A 20,719-nucleotide genomic window follows, 5' to 3' on the forward strand; every position below is an offset into this window, starting at 1 on the left:
TGGCGACGTATTGGCTGTCACGCATTACCGGCCGATCATGAAATCCGCCATCAGTCCATAATGATTGGAGCCGAGGCTATCCGGCAGCCGTGTGGTTTCCATCAGAGTTGCCGGCTCGCGGGCGAAGATGTGGTCGATGGCTATGCCGAAGCGGCCGGCTTCCGTTGGCCAAGTCGGGGGTTCGAAAGTCGCTTTCTTCAGGTCGTTGGCGGAAAGGAAGGCGCGCATATCGGGCGCTATGCTGGATGAGTTGAAATCTCCGGCCAGAATGAGCGGGCCGGTGACGCGGAACAGAATTTCGCTGACTTCGTCCAGCTCATCGCGGTGATAATCGTCGAAATAGGGCTTGGTGAGATGCCCGGCTGCGAGCGTCAGCTCCGTACCGTCGAGATCGACATGCGCAATGGCAAACCGGTCCCGTCTAAGATCGCTGAGACTGTGGAACCGGCCTTCCAGCAATGGTCTCTTGGACAGCATGACCAGATCGCAGCCCGGTGTACCCTCATAACAACCGAGCCTGTGCGGATAGGTTTGCTGCAAACGCGGCAGAACCGATTGCAAGGCTGCCGCTTCGAAGAGGTAGACGGCATCCGCCCCCGATTCGAGAATTTTGTCGGCGATCGCATCCGCATTGGCGGCATTGTCCATCAAGACGTTGAAGGTCAGCAGCCGAAACGGCTTTGCGCCGGGCGCTGCGGTGGCCGTGGTGGAAAATTCCATCAGCATCGCGACCGCATGGATCGCAAGCGCCAGTGACCACACCAGGAGCACGGCCGAAACGGCATCACGCGTCAGCCAGAAAATGAGGCCTGTCAACAGGATGCAGGCGATGGCGATATGAAGCTGGAAGCTGGTGACGAAGGCTAGAAGCCAGAAATCGGTGATGTATCGCAGGCTGGCGATGACAAGAACGGCAGCAACCGCCGTGGAGACCATGCACGAGAGCTTCGCCGTCATCCGAATCCCTGCTTTCAAAGCTCTCCCTTGAAGTCTCCTAACATGGCGCCATTGGGTGCACAATGTTGCCCGACTGCCAGAGGCGGCGAAAAAATGAGAAGCAAATCGGGCGCTTCGGGCAGAATTACGGCAGCTTTGTGTGCTTTGCTCTTGCCAAGTCGGTCAATATTTTGCGATCACACAGAGTGACGCGGTTTCTGAATGCCGCAGTTGTGTCCAGGACGGTGGGACGGAGATTGTCCTGGATCAAATCATAGCGGGAGGACTCATGCGATTTACGGCAAAAACAGCGCAGAGGATGGTGTAGCGGTGAGCGAGCACGTAACCAATCACGACGCTTCGGGTGAACCGACCCGTCGCGATTTTCTTTATCTAGTGACGGGAATGGCGGGCGCCGTCGGTGCCGCCGCAGTTGCATGGCCTTTCATTGACCAGATGCGTCCCGATGCATCGACGCTGGCGCTCGCCTCCATCGAGGTGGATGTCGCGGCCGTCGAGCCGGGCATGTCACTTACCGTCAAGTGGCGCGGCAAGCCGATTTTCATCCGCAACCGTACGGAAAAGGAAATCGAGGAAGCCAAGGCGGTCGCTCTCGGTGATCTCAAGGATCCGGTGGCGCGCAACGCCAACATCGCCGTTGATGCGCAGGCGACGGATATCGACCGCTCGGCCGGTCAGGGCAAGGAAAACTGGATCGTCATGATCGGCTCCTGCACCCATCTCGGTTGCGTTCCGCTCGGCCAGGCCGGCGATTTCGGCGGGTGGTTCTGTCCCTGCCATGGCTCGCACTACGATACGGCGGGCCGCATTCGTAAGGGTCCGGCGCCGCAGAACCTCGCCATCCCGACATTTGCATTCACATCCGATACCGTGATCAAGATCGGATAAGGGGACAGATATTCATGAGTGGCCATTCCAGTTATCAGCCGTCCACCGGCATCGAGAGGTGGATCGATTCGCGGCTTCCCTTGCCGCGGTTGGTCTATGACAGCTTCGTTGCCTACCCTGTCCCACGTAACCTGAACTACGCCTACACCTTCGGCGCGATGCTGGCCGTCATGCTGATCGTGCAGATTCTTACTGGCGTCGTGCTTGCCATGCATTACGCGGCCGAAACGACGGTTGCCTTCAACTCCGTCGAAAAGATCATGCGTGACGTCAACCATGGCTGGCTGCTGCGCTACATGCATGCCAACGGGGCGTCGTTCTTCTTCATCGCGGTTTATCTGCACATTGCCCGCGGTCTTTATTACGGCTCCTACAAGGCGCCGCGCGAAATCCTCTGGATTCTCGGCTGTGTCATCTATCTGCTGATGATGGCGACGGGCTTTATGGGCTACGTTCTGCCCTGGGGCCAGATGTCCTTCTGGGGCGCGACCGTTATCACCGGCTTCTTCACCGCTTTTCCGCTGGTGGGTGAGTGGATCCAGCAGTTCCTGCTCGGCGGTTTTGCGGTTGATAATCCGACGCTCAACCGCTTCTTTGCGCTTCACTACCTTCTGCCCTTCATGATCGCGGGTGTCGTCATCCTGCACATCTGGGCGCTGCATGTGACCGGCCAGACCAACCCGACCGGCGTTGAAGTGAAGAGCAAGACCGACACGGTTCCCTTCACGCCTTATGCGACGCTGAAGGATGCGCTTGGCGTTTCAGTGTTCCTGATCGCCTATGCATGGTTCGTCTTCTATATGCCTAACTTCCTCGGCCACCCTGACAACTACATCATGGCGGATCCGCTGAAGACGCCGGCGCATATCGTGCCGGAATGGTATTACCTGCCGTTCTACGCAATGCTGCGCGCCATCACCTTCAATATCGGGCCGATCGATTCCAAGCTCGGTGGCGTTCTCGTGATGTTCGGCGCGATCATCGTGCTGTTCTTCCTGCCCTGGCTTGATACGTCGAAGGTTCGCTCCGCCGTTTATCGTCCCTGGTACAAGATGTTCTTCTGGCTGTTCGTGGCCAACGCCATCCTGCTCGGCTGGCTGGGTTCGCGCCCTGCGGAAGGTCTCTATGTCGTGATGTCGCAGCTCGGCACTTTGTATTATTTCGGTTTCTTCCTCGTCATCATGCCGATCCTCGGTCTGGTCGAAACGCCGCGGCGTATTCCGAATTCGATTACCGAGGCCGTTCTCGAAAAGAACGCCGCCAAGACCGGTGCCGCGCCTGCGGCTGCCCAGGTCTGAGCGCGAAGGAAGGATGACGACAATGAAGAAGCTTGTAACAAGCATCGCGCTTTTCGCCGCCATCGGCTGTTCCTTCACCGTCGCTCTAGCGGCGGAGGAGAGCCATGATCTCGCCACCAAGACGGAGCACGCGATTGCTGGCGGTCACTTCCCGGTCATCAAGCCCGAGGAGCAGAGCTGGTCTTTCGCCGGACCCTTCGGCAAATATGACAAGGGCCAGCTGCAGCGCGGCCTGAAGGTCTATAAGGAAGTCTGCTCCGCCTGCCATTCGATGAGCTTGGTTTCCTTCCGTACACTGGGGGAGCTCGGTTATTCGGATGAGCAGGTGAAGGCTTTCGCTTCCGAATATGAAGTGCAGGATGGCCCGAACGCCGAAGGCGAAATGTATAATCGCAAGGCCGTGCCTTCAGATCATTTCCCATCGCCGTTCCCGAACCATGAAGCGGCTGCGGCTGCCAATGGTGGCGCCGCACCGCCCGACATGTCGCTGCTTGCAAAGGCGCGCGGCGTGGAACGTGGTTTCCCGCAATTCATCATCGACATGATCCCGATCGTCGGCGGTTATCAGGAAGGCGGCCCGGATTATATCCACGCGCTGCTGACCGGTTACCAGGAGCCGCCGGCTGGCGTTGAAGTGGCCGAAGGCACACATTTCAACCCCTATTTCGTCAGCGCGGTTGCGCTGAAGATGGCGCCGCCGATCAGCGCTGATCAGGTAACCTATGATGATGGTGCGCCGCAGACGGTGGATCAATATTCCAAGGACGTCGCTGCCTTCCTGATGTGGGCCGCAGAGCCGCATCTTGAGGCCCGCAAGCGTACCGGCTTCATGGTCATGGTGTTCCTGTTCATCTTCACGGCATTGATCTATCTCACCAAGAAATCGGTTTACGCCAACAAGGAACATTGATCGGTATTTCAGTGCTGGCAGTCATCGGCCCCCCATGGTTTCCATGGGGGGCCTTTTTCATTTGAAGTCTGGAAATTGGCCGGGTTGCCGTTCACATAATGCGGATTTACGAGGCTCCGTGCCGATCGGCGATGGCCGTCGATGGCGCCGGTCCTTTTTAGTTGGTCCGCCGCCGCCAAGTTGATAGGGTGGCCCGAACCTTGATCCATCTCCCATTTAACTGGAAATACCATGACCGTTATTGCTTCGGAGCTTGCCGCTGCCATCCGTTCCATTCCCGACTATCCGAAGCCGGGTATCATCTTCCGGGACATCACGACGCTGCTCGGCAACCCACGCGCTTTTCGCCGTGCCGTCGATGAACTCGTGCAACCCTATGCGGGAACGAAGATCGACAAGATCGCCGGCATGGAAGCGCGCGGCTTCATTCTGGGCGGGGCGGTCGCCCATCAACTGTCTGCCGGTTTCGTGCCGATCCGCAAGAAGGGCAAGCTGCCACATACCACGGTTCGGGTCGCCTACAGCCTGGAGTATGGCGTGGACGAAATGGAAATGCATGTTGATGCCGTGCAGCCGGGCGAGAAGGTCATTCTGGTTGATGATCTGATCGCCACCGGTGGCACTGCCGAAGGCGCGGTCAAGCTTTTGCGGCAGATGGGCGCGGATATCGTTTCCGCCTGTTTCGTCATCGATCTGCCTGATCTCGGAGGGCGCAAAAAGCTGGAGGACCTCGGCGTCGAGGTGCGGACGCTGGTGGAATTTTCCGGCCATTGAGGTGGTAGCCGGCGGGGCACGTTGCGACGATATGCCCCGGACCTGGCTTTATTCGAATTCCAGAACTCCGCTCTGGAAGGTCAGCACCGTTTCTCCCGACTGGTTGACGCCCTCATTGAAGGTGGTGTTCAACCAGACGCCGGGTCTCGATTCCAACGGACGGGCGTCGAGCAGGGTGACGAAATAGGTCACGTCGTCCCCGGCAAAAACCGGCTTCTTCCATTTGAGTTCGCGGAAGCCCGGGGAGGGGCCGAGTTTCGGAGGTTCGAGCCCCTGTAGCTTCAACCTCTTCACTTCTTTTGCCCAATGGGAAAGGAAGGATTTCATCCAGCCCGCGCCCGTGTGCCAGCCGGAGGCGCAGAGGCCACCGAAAACGCTGTTCCTGGCCGCCTCGGCATCGAGATGAAAGGGCTGCGGGTCGAAATCGCGGGCGAAGCGGATAATGTCTTCGGCGGAAAAATGCAGCGTATCAAGGGTGACGCGTTCGCCGATCGGGGAAAGTTCTGCCAGTCTCATGCCGCAACGCCTCCATTGCCGCGCATCAGGAACATGACGGTATTTTCACCCTGCGAGACCAGGACGCCGCGCTGGTTATAAAGCTCGTGGCGTAGTTTCACGAGGCCGATGCCGGGCCGTGAGGCGGAAGGGCGCTGCTCCAGCACGATGGATTTTCCCGAAAGCGTATCGCCAGCCAGAACCGGTTTCTTCCAGTCGACGTAGTCGATGCCGGGGCTGCCCTGCGAGGTGGAGTTGGCGATGTAGCTGTCCGCCATCATCCGCATCAGCAGGGCGCAGGTGTGCCAACCGGAAGCCGCCAGCCCGCCGAGAATGCTCTGGCGTCCGGCTTCTTCGGAAAGGTGCATGGGTTGGGGGTCGAATTCACTGGCAAAGACAATGATCTGCTCTGCCGAAATCGATTGCGGTCCAAGCGCAAATTCCTGCCCAACGGGAAAATCCTCATAGGCATAAGTCGCGACCGGCGTCATGGCGTCCTCCCTTCACGCAGTCAGTATAGCTGGCATCTAAAATGATTTTTCCCTTTACGTAAAGGTCAAATCGTGGGTGCGCTTGGTTCTACGGGGAGGTGTTAGGAAGCGGGCGGCTGCGTCTTGCTTCTTCTCCCCGCGGGGGGAGAAGTCCGCGGCAGCCGGATGAGGGGGCGAGGGTAGAGATATCAGGAGAGGTTTGCGTCCTCATCTGACCCTCCGGTCCACCTTCTCCCCGGTCGGGGAGGAAGCAAGCCCGTCCAAACCAGATCAGGTATTGAAGCGGAAGTGGATGACGTCGCCGTCCTGGACGACATATTCCTTGCCTTCGTCGCGACCCTTACCGGCTTCCTTGGCGCCAACTTCGCCCTTGTAGGCGATGTAGTCGTCAAAGGCGATGGTGAAGGCGCGGATGAAGCCGCGTTCGAAATCGGTATGGATGACGCCGGCGGCAGCGGGCGCTTTGGTGCCGCGCACGATTGTCCAGGCGCGCGTTTCCTTGGGGCCGACGGTGAAATAGGTGATGAGGTCGAGCAGGTGGTATCCCGCACGGATCAGCCGGTCGAGGCCGGCCTCGTTAAGGCCGAGGGCTGAGAGGAATTCCTCAGCTTCATCGGCAGGAAGCTGTGCGACTTCGGCCTCGATTGCTGCCGAGATGATCACGCATTCGGCGCCCTGTTGCTTTGCCATCTCCGCGACGGCTGCGGTGTGTTCGTTGCCGGAGGAGGCGTCGGCTTCCGAGACGTTGCAGACATAAAGCACCGGGTGCGAGGTCAGGAGGTTGAGCCCCTTGAGGATTTCGATTTCCTCGGCCGCCAGTGTCTTCAAAAGCAGACGTGCCGGCTTTCCGTCGTTGAGCAGCGTGATGACGGCTTCCATGACGGGCAGTTGGGCCAGGGATTCCTTATCCTTGCTGCTGGCGCGCTTGCGCGTCTGCTCTACGCGGCGTTCCAGGCTTTCGAGGTCGGCGAGCATCAGCTCCGTTTCGATCGTTTCGGCATCGCCGACCGGGTTGATGCGGCCCTCCACATGGGTGATATCGTCGTCTTCGAAACAGCGCAGCACGTGCACGACGGCATCGACTTCACGGATGTTGGCGAGGAACTTGTTGCCTAGACCTTCACCCTTCGATGCGCCGCGCACCAGGCCGGCAATGTCGACGAAGGAGATGCGGGTCGGAATGATTTCCTTGGAACCGGCAATGGCCGCGAGCTGCTGCATACGCGGGTCCGGCACCGCAACCTCGCCGGTATTCGGCTCGATGGTGCAGAAAGGATAGTTGGCTGCCTGGGCGGCGGCCGTTTTCGTCAGCGCGTTAAAGAGGGTGGACTTGCCGACATTTGGCAATCCAACGATACCGCATTTGAAGCCCATGGCTTGAAACCTGTCCGTTTGAAAGAATTCGTTGAGGAGCCTTTTGCGGAAACGGCAGGGCAAGGTCAAGCCCGCGGGTCGATTTGGGCAGGCAAAGCCATCTGAAAGGTGCGGAATTCCGGGCAGGGTTGCCGATGGCGCGGTTGCGGCGCAATATGAGCGCGTCAAACCAGCGATCTTTCGTCATCCGGGTATTTTGCCCCATGAACGACCATGATGAGCGACGATGATGAGTGACAGTCCTGTCGATCTCAAACCGAAACCAAGAGTAAAACCTAAGCTGGAGCGGCCTAAGCTCTACAAGGTCATCCTGTTGAATGATGATTACACGCCGCGCGAGTTCGTGACCGTCGTCCTGAAGGCCGTCTTCCGCATGAGCGAGGATACCGGCCACCGCGTGATGATGACGGCGCACCGCTTCGGCAGTGCGGTGGTGGTCGTCTGCGAGCGCGATATCGCCGAAACCAAGGCCAAGGAAGCGACCGACCTCGGCAAGGAGGCGGGCTTCCCGTTAATGTTCACCACCGAGCCGGAGGAGTGAGGGCTTTTTGTGGGGTGTAACGGGTCGCCGAAATGGACGCGTTGCTCCCTAATCGCGCCGGATCTGGAAACCGGTCTTGTTCTGCACGAAACCGCAGCTTTCGTAGAAGGCGTGAACTTCCGGGCGCTGGCGACCCGTCAGAAGCATCACCTTGTAGCAGTTCGCCGCAAAAGCCGCCTCGACGGCATGGCGCACCACCGCGCGGCCATATCCCCGGCCGCGAAGGGTTTCTAGCGTCACCACGTTTTCGATAAAAGCATAGGGGCGGGCGGCGCGGGTCAGGTTTGGAACAATCAGAAGCGTGGCAGTCGCAACGGCCTCTCCATTGTCCGTCGCCAGAAACACCGTCAGGCCGGGCTGGGCGAGCATGGTGGCGAAGGTCGCGCTTGCCTCTTGGGCCGTCAACACAGGATCGGACGGATTGAGTGCCCGATAGAGTTTCAGCAAATCGGGCAGATCGCTGGTTTGCGCCGCACGCAGGGTATCGGTGTCGGAAGACATGCGGGCTTAGTCCTTCTTGCCGAACATGCGCTTCAGCATCTCGGCCATCGGCCCGGTTTCCGGCAGCTTTTTCGGCTGGGCGCTGTTGCGCGCCTGATGGATGTGTGACTGCGCGGCGGGCTTGGCCGCCTTTGCCGGTTTTTCCGCGTCAGGTTTGCTGCTAGTCGCCAGTGCCAGCTTGTTCATCAATTGCGAATCTTCTGCCTTCACCAGCATGGCGGCGTTGTCGGCGATTGCGTCGAGGAGCGGATCGAGCCAGACGTGATCGGCCTTGGCGAAATCGCCGAGCACATGGCCATGCACCCGCTCCTTGTCGCCGGGATGGCCGATGCCGAGGCGCAGGCGCCGGTAGTCCTTGCCGCAATGGGCGTCGAGCGATTTGAGGCCGTTATGGCCGCCGTGGCCGCCACCCGTCTTGATGCGGGCGCGGCCTGCCGGCAAATCCAGTTCATCATGGATGGCGATGATGTCAGCAGGTGCGAGCTTGAAAAAGCGCATGGCTTCGCCGACGGATTCGCCGGACAGGTTCATGTAGGTAAGCGGTTTCATCAGCAGAACCTTCTCGCCGCCGATCTCGCCTTCGGAAATCTCCGCCTTGAACTTCTTCGACCAGGGCGCAAAGAAGGGCAGGCGCTGCAGCGCATCCACGGCCATGAAGCCGATATTGTGACGGTTTCCCGCATATTGCGCGCCGGGATTACCTAGTCCTGCGATGATCTTCATGGGGCATGTCCGCGTTTTGCCTGATGATGCTGTTGTCACCACCCCGAAAAGGGCCTGATGTCAATCTTTTTATGGGTTTGCGGTAAGATCGGCCGATTGGTCAGGGGCGGACGAGATCGTAGCGGTCGAATATCCGCTGTTGCGTTCCATCGGCGATCAGCCCGTCCAGCCGGGCCTGCAATTTCGCGATGAGCTCGTCAGGAACGCTTTTGTTGCAGGCAAGGCCGAGCTGTTGCCGGGCCAGCGTCACCACCTCCTTGAAGTTGTTCGCAGGCAGGCTCTTGAAGGTACTTTCCGACATGGGCATGAGGTCGATGCGGCCGAGCTTCAGCTTGTTGAGCGTGATCTCGAAATCCGCGCCGACGTCCACCTGCGGGAAACCGAGTTTTTCCAGGAGTGCTTCGGTATAGTCGCCCCGCTGGGTTCCCACCCGGTATTTTTTGGCCTCCTCAAGGCTGGAAGCCTCAATATTCGCCTCGCGGCGCGCCACGAGAATATTGCGGTCGATGTGGATCGGCGCGACCCATTTGAAAAGATTTTCCCGCTCGGGCGTTCTCGCCGTGGCGAAGACGCAGTGCATGGTCTGTGTTGTGGCCAGCGCAATGGCCCGTGCCCAGGGCATGACGGCGACTTCGTAGTCCGTGCCGGTGTCCTGAAGCACGATCTTTAGCTGGTCGAAATAGACGCCGTGCACGCTGCCGTCGCTGGCCTGCAGATTATAGGGCGGATAGACCTCGGTCGTCAGGAAAAGCTTGGCCGCGCTGGCCGGAGTGGCAAGAGCAAGAAAGATCAGACAAAAGCGGATCCATCGCATCGCTGCCTCCACCGGGTTCACGCTTGTCTTGCCGCTATGCGGCTTTGCCCTGGCGCCGCATCAAGTGCGGCGATCAGCTTTTGGACCGGCTGCGGCCGCGCAAAGTAATAACCCTGCCCGAAGTCCGCGCCCATATCGGTCAGGAGGTCCTTCTGCTCTTCCGTCTCCACGCCCTCGGCAATGACGGTGCAGTTCATCTTGTGCGAGATGGCGGCGATGCCTTCGACAAGCATACGGTTTCGCTGGCTGATTTCCACCGTGTCATCGCAGATCGAGCGGGTGAAGGATTGGTCGATCTTGACGATATCGACCGGAAAGCGGCTGAGATAGCTGAGCGAGGAATAACCCGTGCCGAAATCATCCAGCGCGATGCGGCAGCCCAGCTGGTGGATGGCGTTGAGGATCGCCCGGATTTGCGGATCATCCTTCATGATGACGGCTTCGGTGATCTCGAGCACCAGGCGTCCGGGTAGAATACCGTGCCGGTGCAGGACGCCGGCGATGCGTGTCGGCAATCCCGGTTCGAATTGCAGCGGCGAAAAATTCACCGCCACATAGGTCTGCTCCATGCCAGGCAGGCGCGATAGCCGGGCGAGATTGGCTATCGACTGATCGAGAATCACATTGCCGATGCGTTGAATGGTGCCGTTCTCTTCAGCAAGGCTGATGATTGCAGCCGGGGGAAGCAATCCCTTGTCGGGATGGTTGAGACGCAGCAGCGCTTCGAAACCCGCCGTCTGGCCGGTTGCGAGGTCTTGAATGGGTTGGAAATAGGCTTCGAACCAGTCCTCGGAAAGCGCCTGCGCGATATCCCGCTCAAGCTCCGCATGTTCGCGGGCGCGGTCCATGATCGAGCTGTCAAAGACCTGTGAGCCGTTTTTGCCAGTTCTCTTGCGACTATACATGGCCATGTCGGCATTCTGTAAAAGCTCGGACGCGCTGGACGCGTGCAGAGGATAGACCGCCATGCCGATGCTGGCGCTGAGACGGATGCTGTTGTTCTCGATCTCGAAGGGCGTGTCCAGCATGGTGCAGACGCGCTCGCAGAATTCCAGGGCGCGCTCCTCCACCTTGTCGCCGGCCAGGAGAATGGCGAATTCGTCGCCGCCAAGCCGCGATGCGCTGTCGAGGGGCGTCAGCAGGGGTTCGAGTTTCAGCGTGAATTGCTTGAGAACGGCGTCACCCGCGGCATGGCCGAGATTGTCGTTGATGGCCTTGAAACGATCGAGGTCGATGAACAGGCACGCCAGTTCGCTGCCGTTCCTGTCCGCATCGCGGATCTGCAGGTCGAGGATGGCCTCGAAACCCTGACGGTTGAAGAGGCCGGTCAGATGGTCGGAGATGGCCTGCTGGCGGTTGCGTTTCTCCGACTGGCTCAGTTCGGTTACATCGGTCATGACGCACAGGGATGTGCTTTGCTGCGCGGCACCGCCGGAATCGAGCGGCTTTTCGAGGATGAGCGCGTCCATGATGCCGCCATCCATGCAATGGAAACGCACGGTGATGCCGTTCTGCGAAACGTCGGGCGAGGGCTGTGCCGCCTTGCGCTGCTGGAAGAGGGACCTGTCCTCGGGATGGATTAGATCGGCGAAGTTCAGGCCGAGTATCCGCGTGCGATCGTAACCGGTCGCCTGCACCCAATAGTCGCTGACGGCGGCAATCCGGTCGTGCCTGTCGAGCGAGAACAGCATGGCGGGGGTGCGGTTGTAGATCTCCGTCTTGCGTTGGTGGGCATTCTTGATTTCCAGCTCTTCTTTTTCAAGCTGGATCTGCATTTCGTTGAAGCTTTTTGCCAGCCGGCCGATTTCATCCTTGGAGCGCCAGTCGACATGGTGGCGTGAGCCGAGGCGGCGTGTAGCCTCTATTGCCGCCGCCAGTCGCATTAGTGGACGGATGACCATGAAGCGGTTGCCGATGATGGCGGCAAGAACGACCGTGACAACGGCGAGGATGAAAATCGTGATAAAGGCCAGTTCGGTACGACTAAGCGAGGTCAGAAGGCCGACATCATCGTAATAGACCGTCAGCTGGCCAACGGTGACGGGGCCCTTGGTGGTCTTGTAGATTACCTCGCGTGTCGTCGAGGCGGCATCCTGAATGATGTCGCTGCCGGCAGTCTGGACGACATCCAGCTGGCCGGATGTATCCTTGACTTCGACCATGCGGATCATGGGATCGGAAACGAGGGTTCCGGTAATCTGGTTTATGGTGTCGTCATCAAGGTCCCACAGAGGGCGGGCGAGCGCCTGCGTATTGGTCGACAGCAGAATTTCGATGTGGTTGCGCTGGCTGCGGATTGCCTCGTTATAGGAAAGCGTCAGCAACAGCGTGAAAAGCGGGGCGACCACTGTAAGAAGTGCACCGGAAACAATCGCGATAAAGCGACTTTCGACGGAATGAGCCATGTTCGATTGCAGCTACCCTTTACCCCAGACTTGCTGCGCCGCGTTTTGTCCTTCCACGGAGGTGTGGCGAAGGTTTTCGGCAAAAGCCTGTTTTCCCATCCATTTCCCCAGCTGGCCGGTGTTCCACGACAGCGCAAGAGTATCGTTTCATGGAAGTGTTAATCGACACTGAAACCGCTTCCGTCTCAGTTGCGGCCGGTAAGCTTTCTGGTTTTAAAGTTCATAAAAACTAAAAAGCCCGTTCCGAAAACGGAACGGGCTTCGTTCTTCAAAGCTATCAGGCCTTGCGGCCGCCGATTATTCCTCGGAAGCTTCTTCAGCTGCGGCTTCTTCTTCTTCAACGCCTGCTGCCGGAGCAACGATGGTTGCGATCGTGAAGTCACGGTCGGCGATGACGGGCGTGATGTTCTTCGGCAGCTTCACGTTCGAGATGTGAACGCTGTCGCCGATCTTCAGGCCGGAGAGGTCGACCGTGATGGCTTCCGGAATGTCGTTGGCCGGGCAGTGGAATTCCACCGTGTGGCGAACGATGTTCAGAACGCCGCCGATCTTGATGTCCGACTTTTCTTCGTTTTCGAAGTGAACCGGAATTTCGACGTTGACGAGCGTGTTGCCCGAAACGCGCAGGAAGTCGACATGCATGGTGAAGTCGCGGACCGGATCAAGCTGGTAATCCTTCGGGAGAACCTTGATCTTCTTGCCGTCGACGTCGATCGTCGCAACCGTCGTCATGAAACCGCCAGCGTGGATACGCTTGGTGACTTCATTGGTGGACAGGGCGATAGAAATGGGGGCCTGCTTGTCACCATAGATGACAGCGGGAATCAAACCGTTGCGGCGAAGTTCACGAGAGGACCCCTTACCAACTCGTTCGCGCGCCTCGGCCTTGAGCTCATACGATTCTTTGCTCATGGCAGTTCCTTTCGAGGTTATATGGAGAGTTCATGCCGAACAAAGCGGCCTGAACTGGAGAGGCCGTCAAAGCCATCCCGCCCGCGTTGCCTCCAAGGGTGTCTACACGGGTGCGGGCGCTATAATACAAACGGGACATAAAGACAAGAGAGGACCGCTTCTCGTCTGCGTACCTCTACGGTTTCATTAGGTCGTACTAATTCACTCGCGTGTTGCAACTTTTAATATGTGCTTATCCATTCATATAAACCTGGTGAAAACTTGGCGAATGGTAAGTCTGGGCAAAATTTCAACCGCGTAGATGACAATGCTCAAAGTTCTCCAGTGCCTCACCATCGATCACGACTATCGATACACCATCGCGGCGGTCTTCGTCTGCATGCTCGGAAGCTTCGTTTCGATGCGCCTTTTTTCGAAAGCGCGTCTGGCGACGGGAGTGCAGAAGGTCAATTGGCTGTTTCTGGCGGGCGTCAATGGTGGTGCTGCGATATGGACCACCCATTTCGTGGCGATGCTGGGCTATGTCGCGGCGGGTGATGTGGGTTACGATCCGTACCTTACCGGGCTGTCACTTCTTATCGCCATTACGACGACGACTGCCGGTTTCGGCATTTCCGCCTATGGCGGGCGCAGCGTTCTGGTGGAAGCCGGCGGAGTCATCCTCGGCCTCGGCATTGCCGCCATGCATTACACCGGCATGGCGGCCTATAATGTTCAGGGCATGATCTTCTGGAATCAGGCCTATGTCATCGCCTCACTGATATTGGGGGCGGTGCTGGGCGCCATTGCGGTCAATCGCATTGCCCGGCCTCTCAACCGCTTCTGCCAGTATGGTGCGGTGGCGTTTCTCATCCTGGCCATTGCCTCGATGCACTATACCGGCATGGCCTCCATGTCCTTCGTCTTCGATCCGCGCATCGTCATCCCGGAAAATCTGCTGCCGCCGGCCATCATGGGCGGGGGCGCAATCGCCGTGACGCTGCTGCTTCTGGCGCTCGGGCTTTCCACCTATGTCATCGACGCCCAGTCAACCCAGCAGGCGGTCGCGCGTTATCGCCATCTTTCATTGCATGATCCGCTGACGGGTATTCCCAACCGCGCGGCATTCATCGAGCATCTCAACCGCCGCACGCGCCATATCTCGCTGGGCGCACATACCGCGCTTCTGTCGATCGATCTCGACCGTTTCAAGGAAATCAATGACGTGCATGGTCATGCGGCCGGTGACGCCGTACTACGCGCCATCGCCGACCGCGCGAGTTCGGTGCTGAAGACCGGTGAGTTCCTGGCGCGCATGGGCGGCGACGAGTTCGTGGCGATGACCCATTCCTACTATACCCGCGCCGATGGTGCGGAGTTTGCCCAGCGTTTGATCGAGCAGATCAGCAAGCCGGTGGAATGGAACGGGCAGACATTTTCTGTCGGCGCCAGCGTCGGTATATCGGTGCGCAATACCAGCTCCATCGATGCGGATACGCTGATGGCCCAGGCTGATGTCGCCATGTACCGGGCAAAAAGCGGCACGTCGGACACGATCTGCTTCTATGACAAATCCATGGACGAGGCCGCGCGTGAGCGCAACGTGCTTGCCGTCGCCATGCGCAGCGGCCTCGCCAATAAAGAGTTCGAGCTTTATTACCAGCAGCAGAACGACACCAAGAGTGGCAGCATCGTCGGTTTCGAGGCGCTTCTGCGCTGGAAACATCCGGAACGCGGCATGATCTCGCCCGTCGAATTCATTCCGATTGCCGAACAGACCGGCTTCATCGTCGAACTGGGCGAATGGGTATTGAGAGAAGCATGTGCACAGGCTGCGCAGTGGAAAAAGTCACTCGCCATTGCCGTCAACGTCGCGCCGCAGCAGCTTGCGGATAATGATTTCCCCGACAAGGTTGAGAGAATTCTTGCCGAAACGGGACTTGCGCCGGAAAGGCTCGAGCTTGAAATCACCGAAGGTAGCATTATCGCCGACCACCGCCACGCGCTCGTCACCATCCGCAAGCTCAAGGCGCTCGGCGTCAAGATCGCGATGGATGACTACGGCACGGGTTACTCCTCGCTTTCGACCCTGCAGAGTTTTCCTTTCGACAAGATCAAGATCGACCGTGCCTTCATCGATGGCCTGTCCACCAATGTGCAGTCTGAGGCGATCGTTCGCTCGACGCTCATTCTGGCGCATAGCCTCAATATTCCGGTACTCGCGGAAGGTGTGGAAACGAAGGCCCATATCGAGTTCCTGCGGCGTGAAGGCTGCCTGCAGGTGCAGGGCTTCTTTTTCGGCAAGCCCGGACCGCTGACCTCCATTGCCAATCTTGTCGATGACACGTTTCTTTCAACGGAGGATGAAACGGAAGAGGCCTCCGGCCGGCGTTATATCAAGGCAGTTCGCTAGTCCGCTGCAGCCGATGGCTGTTCCCGGCGGGCCGGTCGCGAAATTTTTTGTTGAAACATGAACGCTTCCAGCGCACCATCGCCGAAAAGCTTTGGGAGGAGCGTATGCCGACAGACATCGCCCATGCGGAACGCGTGTATGAAACCGCGCGTCATCGTTCCGCCGCCGCAAGTTCTCCGATTGTCGCCTCGTGGCAGCGGTGCATGGTCAAGCACCGTCTTGCGCCGGAGGAAAATCGCAAGCCGATCTTTCTCAGCGAGGTCGAATTTCGACGCGCGCGCGAAAGTGCCGCCGGCCTGATCGCCGAAAGCACGGATGAGCTCGACCGCATTTTCCAAAGTGTCGGCAAATCCGGTTGCTGCCTGCTTTTGACCGATGCACAGGGCGTTGCGCTGGAAAGACGCGGTGCGGCTGGCGATGACCGAGAATTCCGGGCGCTTGGTCTCTGGTCCGGCGCGGTCTGGAGCGAGGCGAGTGTCGGCACCAACGGCATCGGCACGGCGCTCGTCGATGAGCGCTCGGTGGTGGTCTATCGCGACCAGCATTTCTTCACGTCGAATACCGAACTCTGCTGCACGACAGCGCCCATCCGTGACCATACCGGTCGGGTGACGGGTGCACTCGATATTTCCACCTGCCGCGACGATATCAATGAGATGACCTTCTCCTTCGTCACCCAGGCGGTGAAGGACGCGGCGCAACGCATTGAGGGCAATCTTTTCCGACGGGCTTTTCCGGGTGCGCGCATTGTTGTTGTGCCGAGCGGTTTCGGGGCGGCGCTTTCGCTGCTTGCCGTGGATCAGGATGATCTCGTTCTGGGTGCAACCCGCGCGGCGCGCCTTGCGCTGAAGCTTGATGATGCCCGCATTGCGCAGGGCCTGCCAGCCGCCGATATTCTGCAGGAACAGCGCCATGATGGCGGCTCCGACCTCGCCGAAGCGGAACGCTCAGCACTTCGCCGCGTATTGTCGCGCACCAACGGCAACGTGACGCAGGCCGCTTCGCTGCTCGGCATCAGCCGCGCCACGCTTCACCGCAAGATGAAGAAATTTGACGTGCATTGAGGGCGTGCGGGGCAAGATCCGGCCGATCGTGCCGGATAAAAGCGTCTTTGTCGCAGATGTGAGACAATGTGCGCTGCGGAACCGCGGCGCCCCTCTACCGAACCGCGCCATCTAGGCCCACCTTCCTCCCATGCGATCCGCTGCGGATCGTTTTCATCAGGGAGGATGAAATCATGAACATTCAGGTTCAGCAGAAAGCGGGCGAAGCGCCCTTCAAGCTGAAATACGGCAATTACATTGGCGGCAAGTGGGTGGAGCCGAAATCTGGCCGCTACATGGACAATCTCTCACCGGTGACCGGGCACAAGATTTGCGAAGTACCGCGTTCGGATGCAGCCGACATCGAGTTCGCGCTCGACGCTGCCCACAAGGCCCGCGACAAATGGGGCAAGACGAGCATAACCGAGCGCTCCAACATCCTGCTCAAGATCGCCCAGCGCATTGAAGACAATCTAGACCTCATCGCCCGGGCCGAGACCTGGGACAATGGCAAGCCGCTGCGCGAGACCACCAATGCGGATATTCCGCTCGCCATCGACCATTTCCGCTATTTCGCAGGCTGCATCCGCGCCCAGGAAGGCACGATCGGCGAGATCGATAACGATACCGTGGCCTATCACTTCCATGAACCGCTCGGTGTTGTTGGCCAGATCATTCCGTGGAACTTCCCGATCCTCATGGCCGCGTGGAAGCTTGCACCGGCGCTTGCCGCGGGCAATTGCGTTGTGCTGAAGCCGGCCGAGCAGACACCGGCCTCCATTCTCATCGTGATGGAGCTTATCGAGGACCTGCTGCCGCCCGGCGTCCTCAACATCGTCAACGGCACGGGTCTCGAGGCCGGCAAGCCACTGGCCCAGAGCAACCGTATCGCCAAGATCGCCTTCACCGGATCGACTTCGGTCGGCAAGGAAATCATGCGTTATGCGGCCGACAACGTGACCAACATCACGCTGGAGCTAGGCGGCAAGTCGCCGAACATCTTCTTTGCCGACGTGATGAACGAGGACGATGCCTTCCTTGATAAGGCTTTGGAAGGTTTCGCTTTCTTCGCGCTGAACCAGGGCGAGGTATGCACCTGCCCTTCGCGTGCGCTGGTCCACGAATCGATCTATGACCGCTTCATGGAAAAGGCGATCAAGCGCGTGCAGGCCATCAGCCAGGACGATCCGCTCAACCCGTCGACCATGCTGGGCGCGCAGGCCTCGCAGGAACAGTTTGACAAGATCATGAGCTATCTGGAGATCGGCAAGAAGGAAGGCGCCAAGGTTCTGACCGGCGGTGATCGCAAGACGCTGTCGGGTGATCTGAAAGACGGTTACTACATCCAGCCGACCGTCTTTGAAGGAAACAACAAGATGCGGATTTTCCAGGAGGAAATCTTCGGTCCCGTTGTTTCCGTCACCACCTTCAAGACGGTGGAAGAAGCGCTCGAAATCGCCAATGACACGGTTTACGGTCTCGGCGCAGGCGTCTGGAGCCGTGACACGAACATCTCCTATCGCGCCGGGCGTGGCATTGAAGCGGGTCGTGTATGGACGAACTGCTACCACGTCTATCCGGCTGGCGCTGCCTTTGGCGGCTACAAGCAGTCGGGCATCGGTCGCGAGACCCACAAGATGATGCTCGATCACTACCAGCAGACCAAGAACCTGCTGGTTTCCTACAGCCCCAACAAGGTTGGCTTCTTCTGAGTTCCTCCCCGGAAGCCGGCGAGGGCAAGGGTGCCGGGCTCGCCGGCGCATTCCCAGGGGCTTCGGCCCCTGGGAGCCCGGATCGGAATTTAGGTGAAATTAAAGGCCGGAGGTTTCGCCTCCGGCCTTTTTGATGTGTTTACGCGGCGTAACGTTGGTCGTGATGCCGGGCGTCACCTACCGAGAACTGCCCCACCTGTTCGGTCAGGCCATCCGCCTCGCTGGCCAGCGAGAAGGCGGCGGCCGTCGTTTGCTCCACCATGGCCGCATTCTGCTGCGTCACATGGTCGAGTTCGTTGACAGAGGCGTTTATTTCGCTGAGGCGGCCTGACTGTTCGCGCGAGGCGGTGGCGATGTCGCCGATCTGGTCGTTGACCGATTGGATGCGCTTCTGGATTTGCTCCAGGCTTTCACCGGTCTTCAGAACCAGCGCCACGCCGCTTTCCACATCGCCCGCAGAGGTGGCGATGAGCTGCGTGATGTCGCGGGCGGCGGCTGCCGATTTCTGGGCCAGTTCGCGAACCTCCTGCGCCACGACGGCAAAGCCCTTTCCGGCCTCACCGGCGCGCGCAGCTTCCACACCGGCATTAAGCGCCAGAAGATTGGTCTGGAAGGCGATCTGGTCGATGACGTCGATGATCTGACGGATCTTCGCCGACGATGTCTCGATGCGCTCCATGGCGACGATCGCTTCTTTCACGACCGCCGTGGACTTGTGAGCATCCTGCATCGTGCCCGCCGTTGCCTCGACGGCGACATTGCAGCGCGACAGTGAGAGATTGACGGCCTGCGTCATGTCTCCGAGCGCTGCGGCCGCCTCTTCAAGGGCTGCGGCCTGGCGTTCGGTGCGCCGTGAAAGGTCTTCCGATGCGCTCTTCAGTTCGCCGGAGCCGGAGCGGATGGCATTGGCGCTTTCGCCGATATTGGAGATCGTCGCTTCCAACCCCGCCATGGAGTTGTTGAAGTCGACGCGCAGATGATCGAGTGAGGGCACAAAGGATTTTTCGATGCGAAGATCGAGCCTGCCGGCGGCCAGATTGGCAAGGCCCGTGGCGAGTGCATCGACAGCTTCTTCCAGCTCCTTGGCGCTTCTTGCCTTCTCCATTTCGCGCTGGGCGCGCTCTTCGTCCAGTTCTTCGCCCTTGCGATGGGCTTCGGTTTCCATGCGCTGCTTGTCCAGAATACCTTGGCGGAAGGATTCCAGCGCGCGTGCCATGGTGCCAATCTCATCGCCGCGGGAAACCGCCTTGATTTCGATATCGTTCTCACCGCCGTTGAGGCGCTCCATCAATCCGGCAAGGCCGGTCAACGGCTTGGTGAGACTGGCGGACACAAAAATACCGATCAGCGTCATGATCGCAAGCACGGCCAGCGTTGCGACGGTTGCCCAGAAGGCGAGATCGTTTGCGGCGGCCAGCACCTTGCTCTCCTGCTGCCCGATGGCCAGAAGATGCTTCTGCCCAAACACGGTGACCGGGCGATAGGCATAGAAGATGTTGCCGGCAGGCGTCTCTGCCATCACCATTCCAGCATCACTTGCACCCGAAAGGGCCGCAAGATTTTCGGAAATGGCGGCTTCAGCGCCACCCGAGAGAACGCCGGTGCGACGTTTGCCCTCCGCGCTTAGAAGAACGGCGTCGTCGATGGTCTTGCCGGTTTCTTCGGGAGTGACCACAGCCCCGATGCGATCGGCGGCAATACGCATGATGACGGCGCCCTTGCGCTGAATCTGACCCCAGTTTGAGACCGCGAGCGGCATGCCGATCATGGCCGAATCATTGTCGCCGCCGGTGAAGCCGGTCGTGCTGATGACGCCGTCCTTGCCGGCTTCGATGCGCTGGAAGAGGTCGTTGATCGCGGCGTTCTGCGGTTCCGTCACGTTGGTGAGGAAGTTCTTTGCCTTGGTCACGGAATAGATAATGAGGCCGTTCTTGTCGATCACGTAAATGTCGCTGACGCGGGTATTGCGCCAGACGCTGGCGATCGCGGCGTTGATGGTCGCGTGGCGAATGGCATAAAGCAGTCGTAACCCTTCACCATTGAAGGAGGCACGCTCCTCTTCGGAAACACCTTCGCGGCGGAAAGCCTGGATGATGGCGTCCTTTTCCGTCGGCACGACGGCGGTCATCGCGTCCAGCGACTGGGCGATCGCGGCATTCTGCGACAGTTCGGTGATGCTTTGTTCGACACGCAACGTATAGGCGTCAAGCTGCTTGGACTGGTTGCTTGCAACCGTTTCGAGCCTGATTTCGCTGGCGTCGATAAGGCCCGATTTGCCCATCTCGTAGGATAACAGTCCCACGGACAGGCAGGAAACCAGTGTTGCGCCCGTGACGAGCGCCGCAAATTTGGCCTTGATCGACAATGATTTAGCTTTGACAGCAGTCGGATTTGCACCCGGCATCCTGTTTCCTCCCCCCAAAAAAAACGTGACCGCACGGTGGCAAAAATTGCTTACGGTCGCGTTAAAGGGTTGCGAATTGTACGAT

18 protein-coding genes are annotated in these 20,719 nt (G+C 59.1%); 8 read left to right on the top strand and 10 right to left on the bottom strand.

Annotated features, from left to right (window positions below; genetic code table 11):
• Window positions 1-24: 24 nt before the first annotated feature.
• A complete protein-coding gene (locus ACFVTJ_RS01705; protein ID WP_386904089.1) occupies window positions 25-957 on the bottom strand; it encodes an endonuclease/exonuclease/phosphatase family protein in 933 nt (310 codons plus the stop codon).
• Between the two features lie 309 nt (window positions 958-1,266).
• Between ACFVTJ_RS01705 and petA the strand changes: the two genes are divergently transcribed.
• From petA to ACFVTJ_RS01725, 4 genes are all read left to right on the top strand, one after another.
• Complete coding sequence (gene petA / locus ACFVTJ_RS01710; RefSeq protein WP_386904090.1) at window positions 1,267-1,845, top strand: ubiquinol-cytochrome c reductase iron-sulfur subunit; 579 nt, start codon at window positions 1,267-1,269, stop codon at window positions 1,843-1,845.
• 14 nt (window positions 1,846-1,859) lie between these two features.
• The gene (locus tag ACFVTJ_RS01715) at window positions 1,860-3,143 is read left to right on the top strand and encodes a cytochrome bc complex cytochrome b subunit (RefSeq protein WP_386904092.1); all 1,284 of its coding nucleotides are present in this window, start codon (window positions 1,860-1,862) and stop codon (window positions 3,141-3,143) included.
• Window positions 3,144-3,165: 22 nt separating this feature from the next.
• Window positions 3,166-4,053, top strand: a complete 888-nt coding sequence (locus tag ACFVTJ_RS01720) for a cytochrome c1 (RefSeq protein ID WP_386904094.1) — start codon at window positions 3,166-3,168, stop codon at window positions 4,051-4,053.
• Between the two features lie 231 nt (window positions 4,054-4,284).
• Window positions 4,285-4,827, top strand: a complete 543-nt coding sequence (locus ACFVTJ_RS01725; RefSeq protein WP_077106284.1) for an adenine phosphoribosyltransferase — start codon at window positions 4,285-4,287, stop codon at window positions 4,825-4,827.
• A 48-nt stretch (window positions 4,828-4,875) separates the two neighbouring features.
• Here the strand turns inward: ACFVTJ_RS01725 and ACFVTJ_RS01730 are convergent, their stop codons facing one another.
• From ACFVTJ_RS01730 to ychF, 3 genes are all read right to left on the bottom strand, one after another.
• The gene (locus tag ACFVTJ_RS01730) at window positions 4,876-5,343 is read right to left on the bottom strand and encodes a MaoC family dehydratase (RefSeq protein WP_386904096.1); all 468 of its coding nucleotides are present in this window, start codon (window positions 5,341-5,343) and stop codon (window positions 4,876-4,878) included.
• Window positions 5,340-5,813, bottom strand: coding sequence for a MaoC family dehydratase (locus tag ACFVTJ_RS01735; protein ID WP_386904098.1), 474 nt, complete (start codon window positions 5,811-5,813; stop codon window positions 5,340-5,342). Before ACFVTJ_RS01735 ends, ACFVTJ_RS01730 begins: the two co-directional genes overlap by 4 nt.
• Before the next feature lie 270 nt (window positions 5,814-6,083).
• Entirely contained in the window at window positions 6,084-7,187 is a 1,104-nt protein-coding gene (gene ychF, locus ACFVTJ_RS01740) for a redox-regulated ATPase YchF (RefSeq protein ID WP_386904100.1), read from the bottom strand.
• Window positions 7,188-7,416: 229 nt separating this feature from the next.
• On the opposite strand from ychF, the gene clpS reads away from it, so the two are divergent.
• On the top strand, window positions 7,417-7,728 hold the full coding sequence (clpS, locus tag ACFVTJ_RS01745; protein WP_386904102.1) for an ATP-dependent Clp protease adapter ClpS: 312 nt from the start codon (window positions 7,417-7,419) through the stop codon (window positions 7,726-7,728).
• Window positions 7,729-7,776: 48 nt separating this feature from the next.
• Here clpS and ACFVTJ_RS01750 read toward each other — a convergent pair whose 3' ends face one another.
• The 5 genes from ACFVTJ_RS01750 to ACFVTJ_RS01770 all read right to left on the bottom strand — a co-directional run bounded on the left by ACFVTJ_RS01750 (window position 7,777) and on the right by ACFVTJ_RS01770 (window position 13,083).
• Window positions 7,777-8,229, bottom strand: a complete 453-nt coding sequence (locus ACFVTJ_RS01750; RefSeq protein WP_386904104.1) for a GNAT family N-acetyltransferase — start codon at window positions 8,227-8,229, stop codon at window positions 7,777-7,779.
• Between the two features lie 6 nt (window positions 8,230-8,235).
• The gene (gene pth, locus ACFVTJ_RS01755) at window positions 8,236-8,952 is read right to left on the bottom strand and encodes an aminoacyl-tRNA hydrolase (RefSeq protein ID WP_386904106.1); all 717 of its coding nucleotides are present in this window, start codon (window positions 8,950-8,952) and stop codon (window positions 8,236-8,238) included.
• Window positions 8,953-9,052: 100 nt separating this feature from the next.
• Window positions 9,053-9,766, bottom strand: coding sequence for a substrate-binding periplasmic protein (locus tag ACFVTJ_RS01760; RefSeq protein WP_386904108.1), 714 nt, complete (start codon window positions 9,764-9,766; stop codon window positions 9,053-9,055).
• 17 nt (window positions 9,767-9,783) lie between these two features.
• Window positions 9,784-12,171: an EAL domain-containing protein gene (locus ACFVTJ_RS01765; RefSeq protein WP_386904110.1), complete on the bottom strand. Its 2,388-nt coding sequence runs from the start codon at window positions 12,169-12,171 to the stop codon at window positions 9,784-9,786.
• 297 nt (window positions 12,172-12,468) lie between these two features.
• A complete protein-coding gene (locus ACFVTJ_RS01770; protein WP_386904112.1) occupies window positions 12,469-13,083 on the bottom strand; it encodes a 50S ribosomal protein L25/general stress protein Ctc in 615 nt (204 codons plus the stop codon).
• A 307-nt stretch (window positions 13,084-13,390) separates the two neighbouring features.
• Between ACFVTJ_RS01770 and ACFVTJ_RS01775 the strand changes: the two genes are divergently transcribed.
• The 3 genes from ACFVTJ_RS01775 (at window position 13,391) to adh (ending at window position 18,230) form a co-directional block, all read left to right on the top strand.
• A complete protein-coding gene (locus ACFVTJ_RS01775) occupies window positions 13,391-15,475 on the top strand; it encodes a putative bifunctional diguanylate cyclase/phosphodiesterase (protein WP_386904114.1) in 2,085 nt (694 codons plus the stop codon).
• Window positions 15,476-15,579: 104 nt separating this feature from the next.
• Window positions 15,580-16,539, top strand: coding sequence for a helix-turn-helix domain-containing protein (locus ACFVTJ_RS01780; protein ID WP_386905237.1), 960 nt, complete (start codon window positions 15,580-15,582; stop codon window positions 16,537-16,539).
• 173 nt (window positions 16,540-16,712) lie between these two features.
• Window positions 16,713-18,230 carry an aldehyde dehydrogenase gene (gene adh, locus ACFVTJ_RS01785; RefSeq protein WP_386904116.1) on the top strand — a complete coding sequence of 506 codons (1,518 nt, stop codon included), beginning with the start codon at window positions 16,713-16,715 and terminating at the stop codon, window positions 18,228-18,230.
• Window positions 18,231-18,369: 139 nt separating this feature from the next.
• Here the strand turns inward: adh and ACFVTJ_RS01790 are convergent, their stop codons facing one another.
• Window positions 18,370-20,634, bottom strand: a complete 2,265-nt coding sequence (locus ACFVTJ_RS01790) for a methyl-accepting chemotaxis protein (protein ID WP_386904118.1) — start codon at window positions 20,632-20,634, stop codon at window positions 18,370-18,372.
• Window positions 20,635-20,719: the final 85 nt, after the last annotated feature.

This window comes from Agrobacterium sp. NPDC058088, assembly GCF_042885035.1.
Classification (GTDB): domain Bacteria; phylum Pseudomonadota; class Alphaproteobacteria; order Rhizobiales; family Rhizobiaceae; genus Agrobacterium.

What these genes read in the sequence shown, in the direction of transcription:
- ACFVTJ_RS01705 (WP_386904089.1), bottom strand. Translation starts at nt 957, where the DNA reads ATGACGGCGAAGCTCTCGTGCATGGTCTCCACGGCGGTTGCTGCCGTT.
- ACFVTJ_RS01715 (WP_386904092.1), top strand. Translation starts at nt 1,860, where the DNA reads ATGAGTGGCCATTCCAGTTATCAGCCGTCCACCGGCATCGAGAGGTGG.
- ACFVTJ_RS01720 (WP_386904094.1), top strand. Translation starts at nt 3,166, where the DNA reads ATGAAGAAGCTTGTAACAAGCATCGCGCTTTTCGCCGCCATCGGCTGT.
- ACFVTJ_RS01725 (WP_077106284.1), top strand. Translation starts at nt 4,285, where the DNA reads ATGACCGTTATTGCTTCGGAGCTTGCCGCTGCCATCCGTTCCATTCCC.
- ACFVTJ_RS01730 (WP_386904096.1), bottom strand. Translation starts at nt 5,343, where the DNA reads ATGAGACTGGCAGAACTTTCCCCGATCGGCGAACGCGTCACCCTTGAT.
- ACFVTJ_RS01735 (WP_386904098.1), bottom strand. Translation starts at nt 5,813, where the DNA reads ATGACGCCGGTCGCGACTTATGCCTATGAGGATTTTCCCGTTGGGCAG.
- ychF (WP_386904100.1), bottom strand. Translation starts at nt 7,187, where the DNA reads ATGGGCTTCAAATGCGGTATCGTTGGATTGCCAAATGTCGGCAAGTCC.
- clpS (WP_386904102.1), top strand. Translation starts at nt 7,417, where the DNA reads ATGAGTGACAGTCCTGTCGATCTCAAACCGAAACCAAGAGTAAAACCT.
- ACFVTJ_RS01750 (WP_386904104.1), bottom strand. Translation starts at nt 8,229, where the DNA reads ATGTCTTCCGACACCGATACCCTGCGTGCGGCGCAAACCAGCGATCTG.
- pth (WP_386904106.1), bottom strand. Translation starts at nt 8,952, where the DNA reads ATGAAGATCATCGCAGGACTAGGTAATCCCGGCGCGCAATATGCGGGA.
- ACFVTJ_RS01760 (WP_386904108.1), bottom strand. Translation starts at nt 9,766, where the DNA reads ATGCGATGGATCCGCTTTTGTCTGATCTTTCTTGCTCTTGCCACTCCG.
- ACFVTJ_RS01765 (WP_386904110.1), bottom strand. Translation starts at nt 12,171, where the DNA reads ATGGCTCATTCCGTCGAAAGTCGCTTTATCGCGATTGTTTCCGGTGCA.
- ACFVTJ_RS01770 (WP_386904112.1), bottom strand. Translation starts at nt 13,083, where the DNA reads ATGAGCAAAGAATCGTATGAGCTCAAGGCCGAGGCGCGCGAACGAGTT.
- ACFVTJ_RS01775 (WP_386904114.1), top strand. Translation starts at nt 13,391, where the DNA reads ATGCTCAAAGTTCTCCAGTGCCTCACCATCGATCACGACTATCGATAC.
- ACFVTJ_RS01780 (WP_386905237.1), top strand. Translation starts at nt 15,580, where the DNA reads ATGCCGACAGACATCGCCCATGCGGAACGCGTGTATGAAACCGCGCGT.
- adh (WP_386904116.1), top strand. Translation starts at nt 16,713, where the DNA reads ATGAACATTCAGGTTCAGCAGAAAGCGGGCGAAGCGCCCTTCAAGCTG.
- ACFVTJ_RS01790 (WP_386904118.1), bottom strand. Translation starts at nt 20,634, where the DNA reads ATGCCGGGTGCAAATCCGACTGCTGTCAAAGCTAAATCATTGTCGATC.